Source organism: Klebsiella sp. CB_Kp196, from assembly GCF_040061575.1.
GTDB lineage: Bacteria > Pseudomonadota > Gammaproteobacteria > Enterobacterales > Enterobacteriaceae > Klebsiella > Klebsiella michiganensis.
This window is the reverse complement of sequence record NZ_JBEAFH010000054.1, coordinates 1-15,459: the sequence shown is the minus strand read 5'-3', so window position 1 is coordinate 15,459 and position 15,459 is coordinate 1. Positions and strand designations below refer to the sequence as shown.

At 49.5% G+C, this 15,459-nt stretch carries 22 protein-coding genes and 1 pseudogene; all 23 read left to right on the top strand.

Annotation, left to right across the window (positions count from 1 at the left end; genetic code table 11):
• The first annotated feature begins 75 nt into the window (after positions 1–75).
• Positions 76–360, top strand: a complete 285-nt coding sequence (locus ABLU87_RS18765) for a hypothetical protein (protein ID WP_224267737.1) — start codon at positions 76–78, stop codon at positions 358–360.
• 1,607 nt (positions 361–1,967) lie between these two features.
• Positions 1,968–2,936, top strand: a complete 969-nt coding sequence (locus ABLU87_RS18760) for a hypothetical protein (protein WP_154978731.1) — start codon at positions 1,968–1,970, stop codon at positions 2,934–2,936.
• A gap of 142 nt (positions 2,937–3,078) precedes the next feature.
• On the top strand, positions 3,079–3,963 hold the full coding sequence (locus tag ABLU87_RS18755) for a GTPase (protein WP_021314685.1): 885 nt from the start codon (positions 3,079–3,081) through the stop codon (positions 3,961–3,963).
• Between the two features lie 448 nt (positions 3,964–4,411).
• Positions 4,412–5,140 carry a WYL domain-containing protein gene (locus tag ABLU87_RS18750; RefSeq protein ID WP_032738397.1) on the top strand — a complete coding sequence of 243 codons (729 nt, stop codon included), beginning with the start codon at positions 4,412–4,414 and terminating at the stop codon, positions 5,138–5,140.
• Complete coding sequence (locus ABLU87_RS18745) at positions 5,137–5,640, top strand: hypothetical protein (RefSeq protein ID WP_004856844.1); 504 nt, start codon at positions 5,137–5,139, stop codon at positions 5,638–5,640. Before ABLU87_RS18750 ends, ABLU87_RS18745 begins: the two co-directional genes overlap by 4 nt.
• 54 nt (positions 5,641–5,694) lie before the next feature.
• The gene (locus ABLU87_RS18740; protein WP_021314684.1) at positions 5,695–5,961 is read left to right on the top strand and encodes a hypothetical protein; all 267 of its coding nucleotides are present in this window, start codon (positions 5,695–5,697) and stop codon (positions 5,959–5,961) included.
• A 12-nt stretch (positions 5,962–5,973) separates the two neighbouring features.
• Positions 5,974–6,285 carry a hypothetical protein gene (locus ABLU87_RS18735; RefSeq protein ID WP_004856838.1) on the top strand — a complete coding sequence of 104 codons (312 nt, stop codon included), beginning with the start codon at positions 5,974–5,976 and terminating at the stop codon, positions 6,283–6,285.
• Between the two features lie 58 nt (positions 6,286–6,343).
• Entirely contained in the window at positions 6,344–6,811 is a 468-nt protein-coding gene (locus ABLU87_RS18730; RefSeq protein ID WP_004856835.1) for a hypothetical protein, read from the top strand.
• 46 nt (positions 6,812–6,857) lie between these two features.
• Positions 6,858–7,400 carry a DUF4234 domain-containing protein gene (locus tag ABLU87_RS18725; RefSeq protein ID WP_004856832.1) on the top strand — a complete coding sequence of 181 codons (543 nt, stop codon included), beginning with the start codon at positions 6,858–6,860 and terminating at the stop codon, positions 7,398–7,400.
• 89 nt (positions 7,401–7,489) lie between these two features.
• Positions 7,490–8,308 (top strand): DUF932 domain-containing protein, encoded by an 819-nt coding sequence (locus ABLU87_RS18720; RefSeq protein WP_004856830.1) that lies wholly within the window; start codon positions 7,490–7,492, stop codon positions 8,306–8,308.
• Positions 8,308–8,568 (top strand): hypothetical protein, encoded by a 261-nt coding sequence (locus ABLU87_RS18715; protein ID WP_049287279.1) that lies wholly within the window; start codon positions 8,308–8,310, stop codon positions 8,566–8,568. The genes ABLU87_RS18720 and ABLU87_RS18715 overlap by 1 nt, the downstream gene beginning before the upstream one ends.
• Positions 8,569–8,664: 96 nt before the next feature.
• Complete coding sequence (locus tag ABLU87_RS18710) at positions 8,665–9,129, top strand: antirestriction protein (RefSeq protein WP_004856826.1); 465 nt, start codon at positions 8,665–8,667, stop codon at positions 9,127–9,129.
• Between the two features lie 10 nt (positions 9,130–9,139).
• Complete coding sequence (gene radC / locus ABLU87_RS18705) at positions 9,140–9,619, top strand: DNA repair protein RadC (protein ID WP_021314683.1); 480 nt, start codon at positions 9,140–9,142, stop codon at positions 9,617–9,619.
• An 11-nt stretch (positions 9,620–9,630) separates the two neighbouring features.
• A complete protein-coding gene (locus ABLU87_RS18700) occupies positions 9,631–9,852 on the top strand; it encodes a DUF987 domain-containing protein (RefSeq protein WP_004856822.1) in 222 nt (73 codons plus the stop codon).
• Positions 9,853–9,874: 22 nt separating this feature from the next.
• A complete protein-coding gene (locus tag ABLU87_RS18695; RefSeq protein WP_004856821.1) occupies positions 9,875–10,246 on the top strand; it encodes a type IV toxin-antitoxin system YeeU family antitoxin in 372 nt (123 codons plus the stop codon).
• Between the two features lie 2 nt (positions 10,247–10,248).
• On the top strand, positions 10,249–10,479 hold the full coding sequence (locus ABLU87_RS18690; protein ID WP_004856818.1) for a hypothetical protein: 231 nt from the start codon (positions 10,249–10,251) through the stop codon (positions 10,477–10,479).
• A gap of 94 nt (positions 10,480–10,573) precedes the next feature.
• Positions 10,574–10,951, top strand: coding sequence for a TA system toxin CbtA family protein (locus ABLU87_RS18685; RefSeq protein WP_004856815.1), 378 nt, complete (start codon positions 10,574–10,576; stop codon positions 10,949–10,951).
• Positions 10,948–11,439 carry a DUF5983 family protein gene (locus tag ABLU87_RS18680; RefSeq protein ID WP_004856810.1) on the top strand — a complete coding sequence of 164 codons (492 nt, stop codon included), beginning with the start codon at positions 10,948–10,950 and terminating at the stop codon, positions 11,437–11,439. Before ABLU87_RS18685 ends, ABLU87_RS18680 begins: the two co-directional genes overlap by 4 nt.
• 128 nt (positions 11,440–11,567) lie before the next feature.
• Positions 11,568–11,738: pseudogene (locus ABLU87_RS18675) on the top strand (restriction endonuclease subunit M); the annotation flags it as partial.
• Positions 11,739–11,828: 90 nt separating this feature from the next.
• Positions 11,829–13,030 (top strand): IS3 family transposase gene (locus ABLU87_RS18670; RefSeq protein WP_348866001.1). Its coding sequence is split into 2 segments (ribosomal slippage): positions 11,829–12,144 and positions 12,144–13,030, totalling 1,203 coding nucleotides; the frame shifts between segments, so codons are not numbered across the junction.
• Positions 13,031–13,235: 205 nt separating this feature from the next.
• The gene (locus ABLU87_RS18665) at positions 13,236–13,946 is read left to right on the top strand and encodes a PilZ domain-containing protein (protein ID WP_075207213.1); all 711 of its coding nucleotides are present in this window, start codon (positions 13,236–13,238) and stop codon (positions 13,944–13,946) included.
• 117 nt (positions 13,947–14,063) lie between these two features.
• A complete protein-coding gene (locus ABLU87_RS18660) occupies positions 14,064–14,648 on the top strand; it encodes a helix-turn-helix transcriptional regulator (protein ID WP_000799244.1) in 585 nt (194 codons plus the stop codon).
• 141 nt (positions 14,649–14,789) lie between these two features.
• The coding region (locus ABLU87_RS18655) for an EAL domain-containing protein (RefSeq protein ID WP_348866000.1) at positions 14,790–15,459 on the top strand (670 nt) is incomplete at its 3' end.

The window sequence follows — 15,459 nt, the reverse complement described above, 5'->3', positions numbered from 1 at the left end:
GTTCGATTTATTCAACAAAGCCGTTTCGATCTTAAGTACTGGCCTGACATTGCCGGGATTATTCATTCGCTGGATATGGAGGAGGTTGAGGTTACATTTGCTGATGAAGCGACGGAGGCGATAATTAATGCACGCCGCCCTTCGCTGACGGATTTCTTCAGAGCGTTATTCGATAACATCGGTATGCAAAAAACAGGGGATTACTACGCCTTACCACGAACGTTTAAACTCTCAGATGCAGCGCTGGCGACAATTTGTAATATCACCCGTAGTTTGCCACCCGATGAACTCGTTGACGCCGCTTATGTCAAGCGTACCCGTCATCGTCTGAAAACACAGGATTTTAGCGCGATATGGTGAAGCCACCAGCCCATGTGATAGTCATTGCCAGATTTACTTAAGCGTTTGATGTTTTGTATTGACCAGGTTTAAAAAGGGTCTGTGGTTACCCTGAAAAGCGAATATGACTCCGGCGGGATGTATATACCCGGGGTAAGAGCCCCTGTACCAGCCCCCGCTGCCATCATGATATTACTACCTCGTTCAATAAACCCGATAAATAATCGTTATCGGGACTACTGTTAAAACGCTCTGTAACGCATCACGCTCAACGTATTCATACCATCCACAGATTTCCATTAGCGTTATCTTTTATGCGATTACAGGGGCTTACAGAAAGCTTCAGTAACATTCAGGTTTATAACATCAAACCGTTTATCAGATAACTTACGATAATGCGTTAATTGTTTCTCAGACACTGAAAGATTTGGCCATAACAATACGCGATGTTACCTGCATTATCCGGCCTGCGGTACATGCCCGAACTATTACTCCCGACAAAATCTACATACCCGGATTTATGGTTCGTTGATGTAATCAATACCCTTGCACATACTTAGCGTATTAACACGATCCTTTCAGCTTCCATTGGTTATCACATTACCTGTTATAGTCAACCCTCGTAATAACACGTTAAACAGACAGGCTAACACCAGTAGCACCCACCGTGTATTTACACTTCGCACAACGCTGCCATACGCTCAGTCCATCCTCCGGCAATATTATCGACCGCACTACCCTCCCTGAAGATTTACACACCAAAGATAATATCACTAAGTTTAATATCTAACGTATTTACTCATTTACGCAGTCTTATCTCAAAGTAATGGCCTCGTCTTGTCTCTTTATAAAGGGAAATGACTGAGAGAAAGCACTGTCTGACGAGTAGCCTCACCTGCCGGTTGATATCATCGGCAACTACCTTTTCAACTGTAATATTGCCTTTCAAGTGATACTCTCTTCCAGGCTGTCATTCATCCCTCTGAGTAATGTTCTTGTACTAACTGTTGTTTAACCATAAAGAAAGGGCTATCTTTATTATATTAATACCAATCCAACACATCGGGCCTGACTGCAATACCAGAGCAGGTTACGTCAGGCCTGGTCTATACGCGATAAAAGCCATGCACGTTCACTCTGGAATTATCTTTACCAACACCCCCCAAAAAAACACTTTGCCGCCTCAAATAACCTCAACCACTATAACGCCCAAATTTACACAACTCACAGAAGCCATCTCCCTGATTCTGAGCAATGAAATGAAAATATACTAGGGTAAACCTGCCTGCTGCCAGAAATTCCCTCTGAAGCGAACCCGGTATCATGACGGGGTGAAGACGAGAGCATGCAGAAGAACAAACGGAGGAATAAGATAAAGTTAAAGAGTAGTGGGTAAGCGAACAAGAATCCCTAAAAACAGAGCACAGAAAGAAATAAATCATTAAAAACAGCAACATTAAAACCATGGTAAAACCGTGATCAAACCAACATAAAACCACAATCTTACTTCACGATGACTACCAGATATGTTTTTTAGTGACGATAAAACCATTGTCATGCTACTTTATCCCCACAACAATCACTACACAAACCACTACTATGTAGTTTGTTTTATGGAGCCTTTTATAATGGCAATAAATTACATTAATGGCAGACAAATACCCGTTAAAAATCGTGACATACGAATCTGCAATTTTTATATTACCTGGTTAGAAATAAACAAAAACATCAGAGCAGAAGGGGTTAACCGTCAGGAAGCAGGCAGCTGCCATCAGGCAGTTAATCATCTCCTCAATAAGTACTATCCTGATAAAGAACAGCAAGACAGACTCCTGGCAGATATGCATACCGCCTGCGACGAGAATATCTTACCTGCAGAAAAATTTGACTGGATTGAAAACGACGAGCGGGCCGCATTCTGGATGTGGGGTTATCTCTGTGAAGCGAGTGACTATCAGCTTGGTATTCTCCGTTCAGGAGATGCCCCTTTAGGTCAGAACTGGTATCAGTTCCTTCAACTCAATAAATCCCCGGCAAGCCACCGGGAAAGAATGCAACTTCTCTTCAATTTCTTTGACTGGATAATTATTCCTGCCCCACCAGTTAATCACCTTAAGAGCCAGGTAATGGACAGGCTCAAAGACCAGTGGAAAAATATTTACAGCAAACCTGCTCCGCTGAAATGGTTACCTGATGAGGAAGAGGCGGTACTGTGGGCATGGAACAGTCTTAAATCGCTACAGGAAGAAAGAAACGCCCCCACCGGCGGACTTTCATTTACGCTTTCTTCGCCGGGGCTGAGCACCTGGTTTACCCCTCTGAGCCATGCTGAACGAAATTTAGCGCTACGTGCCGCACTTGATTTATGGGATGACGCACCGGATACCAAACGGCTATTCCTGCTTAATCTGAATAAAGCCTGGAATCAGCAGAAGCTACGTCAGTCCCGCACAGATAAAAAAGCACTCAATACGTACCTTAAGAACGAAACTAAAATGCGACTCGACTTTATGGCTGAACGCAGCGGAGTTCGCATCAGCGATATGCTGGAAACTCTGATTAATGACCATTACCGAAAAACCTGTGGTGGTGAGTGAGGACTTTGAGCTAAAAACAAGGTGAGCGGAGGCAGTAATACAGCCCATACATGACATTCAAAAAAATTTCAGACCTATATTACCTGTGTGAGAAGGGCAGCAGAAATGCTGCCATTTTGTTATTTCACTCACGGAGGTTAATGTGTCAGATAAAACTGAACAGGGTCTTGATGGCCTGAAGCAACAGCTGTCTCTCCTGCCCGAAACACTCTCCCGTACGATACTAAATCGCATCCGCCAGCACATCCATTACGAGCCGGTCGTTGGCATTATGGGTAAAACAGGGAGTGGGAAAAGTTCTCTATGTAATGCGCTCTTTCAGCAGCCCCTAAGCCCGGTCAGCGATGTGCAGGGCTGTACCCGTGAACCGCTTCGCTTCACGCTCGATATTGGCGGGCGTCGCATGACGCTGGTCGATTTACCCGGTGCCGGTGAATCTCTGGACTATGACCGTGAATACCGGCAGCTATATAAAGATCAGTTACCGACGCTGGATCTTATCCTCTGGGTGATGAAAGCGGATGACCGGGCCTGTGCGACCGACGAAGCGTTTCACCGGTTCCTGCTCAATTGTGGCGTCTCACCGGGCAGCATTGTCTTCGTCATTAACCAGGCCGACAAGGCGGAACCCTCGCTGGAATGGGACAGGGAAGCGTGTCTGCCCTCCACTGGCCAGTTGCTGACGCTGACCACCCGAAGCGCAGCCATCTCACGGCAGTTCTCCTGTCCTTATCCGGTTCATGCGGTGTCAGCCAAAACAGGCTACAACCTGGCCCGTCTGGTCGAAACCATGATATTTGCCCTGCCCCCGGAGGCCAGCAGCGGCGTTTTTCGTCAGGTCAGGGAAGAGCACCGGACTACGGAGGCAGAGAGTACCGCCCGACAGGATTTCGGCGATCTGCTGGGTGAGTTATTCAGCCGGATAGTGGACGCCATTCCGCTGCCAAAGGCGGTCCGTGAAGCGCTGGGAACGATCCGCGACGGCATTGTGAATGCCGCTTCTGCGCTGTGGCACTTACTTTTTTGAGGTGGTGGAAATGATACTCAGGACACTGACATGGTCCCTGTTACGCATGCTGCTGCGCTATATCCGAAGACGGGTGGTTAACAGGATCCTGGATTACTGCCGGCGCGCAGGCTGGCCGGAGAAAGAGATCCACAGCGTCCGTTGGGCTCTCATCCTTCTGTTTCGCCTCTTACTGCGTTTACTGAGGGCGAGATTAATAAAACGCAATACTACAGCCACCTTCAGCCCTGACAACGCCTCCTGCTGACCGGCTTTATGACAGAGTATGACCGCGTAACGCTCACCAGCTAAGCGATGTGAAATTATCATCGTAAATTCAGACAGTTATCGTGGGAAAAATATTGCATCTTTTCTGCCGCGCTGTCTTATCGCTGGTCATATCCTGTCCACACCGTCCTGCATAATAACCGCATGAGTTATCTCGGTATTTTTCATTCACGGAGGGCATATGCGCGCCACGAACCCTGCGCCCCGACACGACAGGCTGGCACTCAGGCTGTCAGTTATTATTAGCCGGCTTTTTGCTGGTGAATCCCTTTCACTAAAAGCGCTGTCCGGTGAATTTGGCGTATCTGAACGCACCCTGCGCCGGGATTTCTCTCAGCGTCTGCTGCATCTGGATCTGACTGGCGATAACGGCTGCTGGCGGTTACGAACAAACCCGATGCGCGACCATACTCCTGGTGCGCTGGCGTTTGCCCGCAACACCGGAATAGCCCGTCTCATTCCCTCACAGAGCCGCCATCTGATGCAGCTGTTGATGGATGAAAACGGCACATCTCCATGCCTGATAGGCCATGCACAGCAGCCCGCGGGGATCCTCCCGGACTGCTTTGAGCGACTTGCTGAAGGCATTTACCACCACCGTCTGGTCAGCCTGTTGGTTAAGGGGATTCGTCACGACCACCTTGAGCCCTACCGGCTAATTTTCTCACATGCAGACTGGTATCTGGTGGCCAGCCAGTATGGTGCGATACGGGTATTCAGGGTTGAGGAGGTAACGTCGGTCTCCTTGTCTGAACGCTCTTTTCACCGGCGCAGTGAAACCAGCGCACTCATTGTAGACGCGGATTTCATCAATGCCCTTCCGCATTTTCACTTTATCAGCAACGTCATTCATACCTTCCGGGAGCTTTCTCCCGAACCTCACACCAGACCAAAAGGAGTTAAAACATGAAACACGGTACAGCCCTGCTGCTGAGCGCAGGAATGATGCTGGCATCGCTGTCAGCCGTAAATGCCGCTACGCCCGATGCCCTTATACAGGCATACCACCAGCGTTGCGGAAAGCCCGTCTTCTATGCGCAGACCGTTAACCACAAAAAGGAAGTCGAGATTTGCATCATCACCCCGTCGGTATCGTACTCATTCGGCAGGACCGGCGCAGAACATAAGGAAATGGACCTCACCGTACCGGCAAACACCACCACGTACGCTTACCAGAGCAATCAGGTAATCAGTCTGCAGGAATTCACAGTCAGAAACGGAGACACCTCATACCAGGTATCTGCCGGGACAAACGATGAAGGCAGACCGTTCGCGTCCCTGGACGTTTACAAGGGAACACCTGAGTCGGGCCAGCATCTGGCGGAAATCCGGCTCGACCCGAACACGGTGGTGAACAACATCAGCCATGCCCTTGCACAGGAAGGCGTGGTGCAATCGGACAGCCTCTGAGCAGAGGCGTTTTAACGAATGGATATTAACACAATGATTCACAGGCAATTAAAAATGACGACGGCTTCCCGGGGCGCGTTACTGGCCGTCACTCTGCTGTCAGCTCTGGCCGTGAGCGGCTGTGGTGACAAAAACGAACAAGAGTTTATCCGGGGCTGTAAGTCCGGTGGCGGAACCACCGCGGTCTGCGGCTGTATCTGGGATGAGCTGAAGACGAAATATACCCACGGGGAACTGGAGAAAATGAACCAGCAGTACGGCTATGTCCCCCCGCGTTTTATGGACAACATGCTGAGTGCCGCTCAGCAGTGCAGAAAATAAGGACTTACCAGAATGGGGCTTGTTATTAAGTATTTCGCAATTGCCTTTGGCATCGCGCTTGTGGTTGTCCTGTTTAACGTGTTCGGAAATACGGGCGAAATCCGCAGTTTCGGGCAGGGGATGGGGTATCTGTTCTGGATGACGCTCGGCCCCGGTGCCGGTATGACTATCGGCGCGTTCCTGCGCCAGTGGCTGATGCCGGATGCGGTATACACCAGCGAAGGTATGACCGGGCTGCTCAAAGCCCGCTTGTTCTGGCTTGTGGGGCCTCAGTGCATCGGCTGGCTGGCCGGTCTGATAACGGTTGGCAAACAGCTTATGTAACACCCACGGCGGATTCATCAACAGTTGCCCGCCTCTTAGATAATTTAAGGAAACGTTCATGCGTAAACTATCTGCCGTTCTGCTGGTAACAACACTGGCATTCACTGGCGTCGCTCACGCTATCCCCAATATGTGGACCAGCGGCTTCGGCATGGGAGTGACCGAATACATCATCACCAGCCCCGAAAATGTGATGTTTAACCTCAATTGCACAGGCAACCCCGATGAGCAGAACATCCTGCAGCATCACGTCATGCTCACCTTTCCCGATGGTTCCGGGGCAGACTCACATGACGACCATACCGCCATCACGCTGGTAATAAACGATCGACAATTCCCGCTCCCTTCGTCTCTGGGATGGCGTAATGCGGACAATGCCTGGTCGCAGTTTATTACGGCTCTGGGACAGGCTGCACATTTTGATGTGTATGTGAATGACAGGAAAGCCGGCAGTTTTAACCCGGGGATCAGGAATACACAGCAGGAGCTGAAAAATATCAGCGACTGTGAAAATACGGCCGGTTAATTCACGGAAACACTCCCCCCACTCGTTTAATACAGGAATTTAGTTCATGACAGATATCACGATTAATACCCTCAGCCAGCGGCTGAATACCCGTACGCTGCATTTTGTCCTGCTCAGCATGGTCACCTGCGGCGTCTGGCCCCTGCTCTGGCTCTACAAAAAGCAGGATATCATCAGCGAGACCACGGGCTACCCGCTTTACGGCAATCTGTTTATTATCTGGCTCACCGTCTGTTTCGGGCTCAGTCGTCAGTTGGGTGCCATGGCAGCACCTGACCCGTACGGTTACGACTCAACCGGCGATATCCTGCTGGCCATCAGCGGGCTGCTCTCAATAGCCAGTGGTGTGATGTATGTGGTCTGGGCTTTCAAGGCCAGAACCGCACTGCGTCACTTTGCGCTGAACACGTTTCGCTTTGACCTGAAGATGAACGTCTTTTATACCGTGCTGTTTAACGTCTTCTACATCACGTACTGCATCAATGACATGCAGCAGGCGCTGGCGAAACACCAGATTATTCACAGGAACACCACAACACCGGGTGAACATGCTCCGGCCCAGGCGGCAGAACAGACGAACCAGCCCTGACAACTGCCACAACACAGGTATTACACACCACCAACGCCCTGCTCATCCGAGCGGGGCGTTTTCTTTTATTTCTCAGAAAGGAAATTTCCATGCGCTTAGCCAGCCGTTTTGGCGCTGCCAGCCTCGTGCGCCGCGACCGCCCATTAACCCGCGATGAACTGGCGCACTACGTGCCCAGCGTCTTCAGCGAAGAAAAACATGAATCCCGCAGCGAACGTTACACGTACATCCCGACCATCACCCTGCTGGATAACCTGCAGCGGGAAGGCTTCCAGCCGTTCTTTGCCTGCCAGACACGCGTGCGTGACCTGAATAAACGCGACCACACAAAGCACATGCTGCGCCTCAGGCGTGAAGGCCAGATTACCGGTAAACAGGTCCCCGAAATCATTCTGCTTAACAGTCACGACGGCTCCAGCTCATACCAGATGCTGCCGGGGTTGTTTCGTGCAGTCTGCCAGAACGGACTTGTCTGTGGCGAAACCTTTGGGGAGGTGCGCGTGCCGCATAAGGGTAATGTGGTGGAGAAAGTCATTGAAGGGGCTTATGAGGTACTGGGGATATTTGACCGGGTCGAAGAAAATCGGGATGCGATGCAGTCACTGTTACTCACGCCACCGGCACAGCAGGCTTTTGCAAAAGCCGCGCTGACGTACCGCTTTGGTGAAGATCACCAGCCGGTGACGGCATCCCAGATACTGACGCCCCGCCGCTATGAAGACCGTCAGGACGATCTGTGGTCAGTTTTCAATCGTTGTCAGGAGAACCTGCTGAAAGGGGGTCTGCCGGGACGTACTGCCAAAGGCAAGCGCAGCCATACCCGCGCGGTTAAAAGCATAGACGGAGACGTTAAGCTCAACCGCGCCCTCTGGGTAATGGCGGAAGAACTACAGCAGGCACTGAGCTGATGCCACCGCTACCTGATAACGCCCACCAGGCAACCCTTTATCCGACCGCCCTGGAAAACACTCCCTGCAGCCGCTCCATCTCCGATGACGACCTGTGCGCCTGGTGCTCACACCTTCTTTATCGTCCCGGTGAACTCAGCCTGTGCCGCTTAATCCTCCCGGAGGGCCACTGGCCCTCACGATGCGATGCAGATGGCTATGCACAGTCCTGCCCACAGCTACTCCTGACCACATCACCTGCTGAACTTACCTGCCAGTAACGCATTCCTTCACCATCACGCCTCAAATCACCTTTTCCACACATCAGGCTCCCGTTTACCGGAGTCGCACTTATGACCTTTCAAAAGGAATAACCAATGAATAACGCTACAAATCTGCAAACCCTTTCAGACCTCGAAAATACCAACACTCTCATCGTCACGTTGTTGCCCGATGAACAGCGTATCGGCTTCTGGCCACAGCACTTTGGTTCCATCCCGCAGTGGATGACCCTTGAGCCGCATATCTTCGCCTGGATGGACCTCTTCTGTGCAGACTATTGCGGGGGTATCTGGCAGTTTTACACGCTGAGCAACGGCGGTGCTTTTATAGCCCCGGAGCCCGATGGTGATGACGTTGAAAAATGGACGCTGTTCAACCCGATGAATGGCAACGATGTGGAAATGAGCGCAGAGGCCGCGGGCATAGCAGCCTGCCTGATGGCTTACAGCCACCACGCCATGCGCACCGAATGCGACGCCATGACGGAGCACTATTACCGTCTGCGGGACTACGCGCTCAACCACGCGGAATGCAGCGCCATCATGCACATCATTGACTGAGGATCCCGCTATGGAAACACAGTTACCACTGTTTGCCGCCGAATTACCGGCATCCGCACAACACACCATCCGTGAGGCACTAACCCTGCTGGAGCGTCAGTTACGCGAACCCGGTGCGTCATTTACCTCCAGTAGCTCAGTACGTGACTGGCTGCGCCTGCAGCTTGCCACACTGGAGCGCGAAGAGTTTACCGCGCTCTTCCTCGATAACCAGCACCGGCTGATTGCGCACGAAACTCTCTTCACCGGCACCATCAACCATACGCAGGTCTATCCACGGGAGGTGGTAAAGGCTGCACTGAAATATAACGCTGCTGCCATGCTCGTGGCGCACTGCCATCCTTCAGGGCACGCAGAGCCCAGCGATTCAGACAGACGGATCACAGAACGTCTTAAGCAGACGCTGGAGCTGGTCGATATTCGCCTGCTGGACCACCTGGTGGTTGGCGGGATGGATATAGTGTCTTTTGCCGAACGAGGCTGGCTTTAAGGAGACCGGTGATGAAGATTATCAGCAAACGCCAGGCGATGGCGATATACCGCCAGCATCCGCAGTCCCGGCTGTTCCGCTTCTGCACAGGGAAATACCAGTGGTCCGGCAGCATCTGCCACTATGCCGGACGGGAGGTGCAGGATATCAGCGGTGTGCTCGCCGTATTCGCTGAACGCCGCCAGGACCGCAACGGCCCGTATGTTGTCCTGCGCAGCGTTACCCTGAATTAACACATAGTTAAGGATTACTTAAATGCAAAGCTCAACAAATGTAGCAAACCACGATATTGCCGCCTCCTGGTGGGGACTTAAGCCTGCAGCTATCCCGTGTTTTGGCGCACGACTGGTACAGGAGGGCAACCGGCTGCATTACCTGGCTGATCGCGCCAGCATCACCGGCACCTTCAGCGAATCAGACCTGCGCCATCTGAATCTGGTATTTCCACTGCTGTTGAAACAACTTGAGTTAATGCTCACCAGCGGTGAACTCACTCCCCGACATCAGCACGGCGTCACGCTCTACGCAAAAGGACTGACCTGCGAGGCAGACACCCTCGGCTCCTGCGGGTACGTTTATCTTGCGATTTATGCGACGCCACCTGCGGCACAACCCGGAGGAGAATAGCCATGCAACACGCCTGTAAAATCAGCGAGGTCATTGAACTGCTGAAACAACATCAAAATGACGACTTCGTATTGTGTTCACTCTGGTACGAAGACGATGTACACAATGTGGATGAGTCTGTTACGACAGAAGAGGCCAGAGCGGCATTATGCCATGCAGCCAGCCATCACGACGCAGAACAGGGCATTAACTGGTTCACACTGGAGGCCGCACTTGACGCCATCAGACAGTAAGTGGATTACCTGAAAAACACCGTAATTCACCATCCCCCTTCACCGTAATCCCCCCGACCATCAACATCTTATTTATTTAACAGAGATCAACTTTATGCAAACCTTACCCACCATCCCGACGAGGAAGGTATCGTCACACCCGTCGCCGGTAGAAATCTGGCAGCAACTTCTTACTTATCTGCTGGAAAGGCATTACGGCCTTTCGCTTAACGACACACAGTTTGGTGATGGCAATGTGATCCAGCAGCATATTGACGCCGGGATTTCACTGGCAGATGCACTCAATTTTCTCGTTGAAAAATCTGAACTGGTACGAATTGATCGCCCCGGTTTCTCCATTCAGCATCAGTCTCCGTTCATCAGCGCTATTGACATACTCCGGGCCAGAAAGGCCACCGGCCTGATGCAACGTACCGGCTATAAGGCGGTGACTTGCGCCATCAGTGGGCAGTCATCCAGGGGGCAGCAATGAAGCTGTCCCTGACGGTGGAAGCCGATACCGTTAATGTACTGGCCCTTAATGGGGGCCGGATCGCCGTCGATATCGATGGTATTGAGCTGGCTGCGCTGATTGATGTGGTCAGTGATAACGGGTATTCGCTTCGTGTTGCTGATACCCCAGGGAGGTTGGTTGTTGAAGATCAGCTACCACGTACCGCCCGTCTGAATGGGATCCAGTGCAGTACCGCTCATATCACGTGTGAGGATAACGCTATTCTCGACCAGGTCACTCTTCAACGCCACGACGGCGGCAACAGTGACTGGATACTGTGCACCGGCTACGGTTACCTGCTCAGACTTAATGCTCGCTTATACCCAGTGCTGGAACTAAAGAGATTGGGGCTTTCAAAGGGCTGCCGTCGGTTAGTGACCACACTGATACGACGTTACGGGATCGATATGCTACATCTGGATGCAGCGGGTGACCTGTTGCCGGGTTTTAGCACCTTCAACTGGTAGTCTCTCCTTCCGACATGCTCAGTCTCTGCAACACATCCGCTCAGAATAATCACAGCCCTGTATTCACCACACGCATAAACGCCAGCCCTCACCGACTGGCGTTTTGCTTTATATAAAGGACATAAACTATGTCAGAACTTACTCTCACCGAATCCGAAGTGTTAACCGACAATACCGATGTAATTTGCTCGACCAGCATTGAACGTATCGTCACCGGACGCAACGCGGCGCTGGCTCAAATTGAAACGCTGATACAGCAACTCGACGATATCTCGACACTGACTAGCAACATCGGCGGTTAGACTGGCCCCATGAATCTCCAGACAGTTGGTATCACTTAAATTAGTGATAGTCTTAATACTAGTTTTAGACTAGTCGTTGGAGTCCGAATGATTGATGTTCTAGGTCCAGAGAAGCGCAGACGGCGCAGCGTTCAGGAAAAAATCGCCATTGTTCAGCAGAGCTTTGAGCCCGGAATGACCGTGTCGCTGGTCGCCCGTCAGCATGGCGTTGCTGCCAGTCAGCTGTTCCTGTGGCGTAAGCAATATCAGGAAGGCAGTCTCACTGCGGTTGCCGCGGGTGAACAGGTTGTACCCGCGTCGGAGCTGGCATCTGCAATGAAGCAAATTAAAGAGTTACAGCGCCTGCTGGGCAAAAAAACCATGGAAAACGAGCTGCTGAAAGAAGCCGTTGAATATGGCCGACAAAAAAAGTGGATAGCGCACGTGCCCTTGTTGCCGGAGGATGGCGAATAAGCCTTGTCAGTCGTTGCCTCCGGGTCTCACGTGCGCATCTGCATGCCATGGCCCGTCGGTCGAAGGGCTGGCAGGATCGTCGGTGCAAGCGCAAGCCTGATGATACTGAAGCGCTGGCTCGTATCCATACCGTTATCGACGATCTGCCCACCTATGGTTATCGTCGTGCATGGGCACTGCTGCGCAGACAATCAGAAACTGACGACATGGCGGTGATCAATGCCAAACGCGTATACCGCATCATGCGTCAGAATGCGCTGCTGCTTGAGCGTAAACCGGCAATACCGCCCTCGAAGCGGGCGCATAGAGGGAAAGTGGCCGTTGGAGAAAGTAACCAGCGGTGGTGCTCCGACGGCTTCGAGTTCAGCTGTGATAACGGTGAAAAACTGCGGGTCACGTTCGCACTGGACTGTTGCGATCGCGAGGCACTTCACTGGGCGGCAATTACCGGTGGATATGACAGTGAAACCGTGCAGGACGTCATGCTGGGTGCAGTAGAGCGTCGCTTCGGTAACAGGCTGCCGACATCCCCCGTTGAGTGGCTGACAGACAACGGTTCAGCCTACCGTTCTCATCAGACGCGTCAGTTCGCCAGAATGGTAGGACTGGAGCCAAAACATACGGCGGTACGTAGTCCAGAAAGCAACGGAATGGCGGAGAGCTTCGTGAAAACGATGAAGCGCGACTACATCAGCATCATGCCAAAACCTGACGGGTTAACAGCGGCAAAGAACCTTGCGGAGGCCTTCGAACATTACAACGAATGGCATCCGCACAGTGCACTGGGATATCGTTCGCCACGGGAATATCTGCGGCGGCGAACCAGTAATGGGTAAAGCGATAAAAAGTGTCTGGAAATATAGGGGCCAATCCACCAAATACCTATAAAGAAAATTCGACAGTGTCAACTATCGATCAATAGGATTAGCCTATTTTTTTACATCAAACAATAGGCTGTAATGGCATTTTTTTAAGAAAAATACGATTCAAACATGGGATAATAAATTAAAATTCTGTCTATTTTTGGATTAGGGAGTCAATATGTCTGAAGGAGTTTCTAAAAATTCCAGATATGAAATCATTGCAATTCTGAGAGATGAACTCAGGATTCAATCTAAATTGTACTTCTATTGTAATGATATAAAACACCAGTCAACCCTAAAAAAAATAGAAGGAAATTTTTTCTATATAAAACCATCTACCTCTCATCCAGGCCTTCCTAAAGAGAGCATTTTTTATTTTATCATCCACAGCCCATTAGGAAAAATAGAATTCACAACCAACAATCGAATCACTGACAAAAGCAATTCAAACAATCTTCTATGCTTCATTATCCCTGAATCATTATCAATACTACAACGAAGGACATCACCAAGAATTAACGTTAGGTACGAAAGCCAGTTTTATTGCTCTGGAAGATACAGAAGTGGCACTATTTATAAATATCACTTGAATGATATATCTGAAGGTGGTTGCTCGTTTATATCCCTGGAACCTTTGCATAGTTTTATTAGAAATGGAAATAAACTTGAAAATTCAGTGTTAAATCTTGGGGAGTACGGACAAATCCTTGTTAATTTAAAGATAAAACATATATCCGAGAAAAATAATCGCAAACAATGTGATGCAACAAGCTTCAGAGTATCTTGCATGTTTTATTACGAAAGTGAAGAAAAAAAAGAGAAGATAGAAAAAATAATTGTCAAATTGATAATTGATAGAAAAATAAAAAACAGGCGAAGCCTAGTTTAATTCATTTGATGAAATATAATTTCAATAAAACACAACCACTTTAATCTAAAACACTATTAATTCAATAGCACACAAGACATTTTTTGATAACGATAGTCAACAGGAAAATTTAACACATTGAAAAACACATTACTTTATACTGACGACAATATCATCGGGCACTCAATCCATGATTATATGATTGATAACAAAAAAAACATCACCACTCTTAACTTCCAGGATATTGTTAAGGGGACCAGCGCGCCATCAACCACTACCATTATTGTCAACACTATCCATAAGGATATCTCTGCAGCCACAACGGTCGCATTGCTTAATACCCTGCGCAAGCGTCTTACGCACTGCGCTTTGCTGGTTTTAATTGTAAAAAGTGACCTCTCCAGACTGTTCCGGGAGCTGCTTTATATTGATAATATATTGATTTTGAATGAAAAATCTTCTTTATCAGATTTCTCAGCCATCATCAACAGACCTTTGACCGCCGATGGCTGCCAGCGGTTATGTACCCGGCGTAAGCTAACCGCCAGGGAGCTTCAGGTTCTGGAGCTAATCATTGCCTGTAACAACAATAAAAGAATCGCATTACTCCTCGATATTGATCACAAAACGGTACACAGTCATAAGGTACATATTATGAAGAAACTGGGGATGAATAACTCACGGATAATGAATAAAAGGATAGTCAATATGTATCGGTGCTAAAGCCAAAAATATGTGGGTGACCAATCAAAAACCGATAATTCATTGGTAATCTGCCTTTAATAATCATTCCCATAGACATAAACCTGACCTATAATAAAGTTATCTTCTCTTTACCTCCGACCTGATTTTTGACGAGAGATAATGAACGCAACTCTTTTTTCCAGGCATAATTTATCACGTAGCGATATATCCGTTCGTTATGTCTTTCAAAAGATGTTTTCCCCAAAAGGTACGCTCGTCGCCGTGGAGTGCCTGAGCCGCTTTGACCGCCTGTCTATATCGCCGGAAAATTTCTTTCGCTACGCCAATACGGGACTACGCGAAAGCATTTTTATGGAACAGCTGGCACTTATTGAAAAACATAAACAGTGGTTTAGGCAAAATGCTATCTCGGCGACGATTAATGTTGATGACCATATACTTAACGTATTGCAACGCCCGGAGATTAAAGCGCTCGTCGACCAAATCGGCTGCGTCCATTTTGAAGTGACCGAGAATTCCCATAATCTTTTGAATAATGCTCTCGCAACCTGGAATAACCCGCAAAGCACTACGCTCTGGCTCGATGATTTTGGCTCTGGCAACGCCGGCATTCACGCTATTCGCGACTATCATTTCGATTATGTCAAAATCGATAAAGACTTCTTCTGGCTTTTAATGCAAAAAGATTCCGGTCGTCCGTTAATGGATGCCCTCGTCACTTTCCTTTCCCGCAACCACCATAATGTGATTATTGAAGGTGTAGAAAGCGAAGCCCATAAGGCCTGGTTGCAGGGCATGGAATGGTTTGCTATTCAGGGACACTACTGGA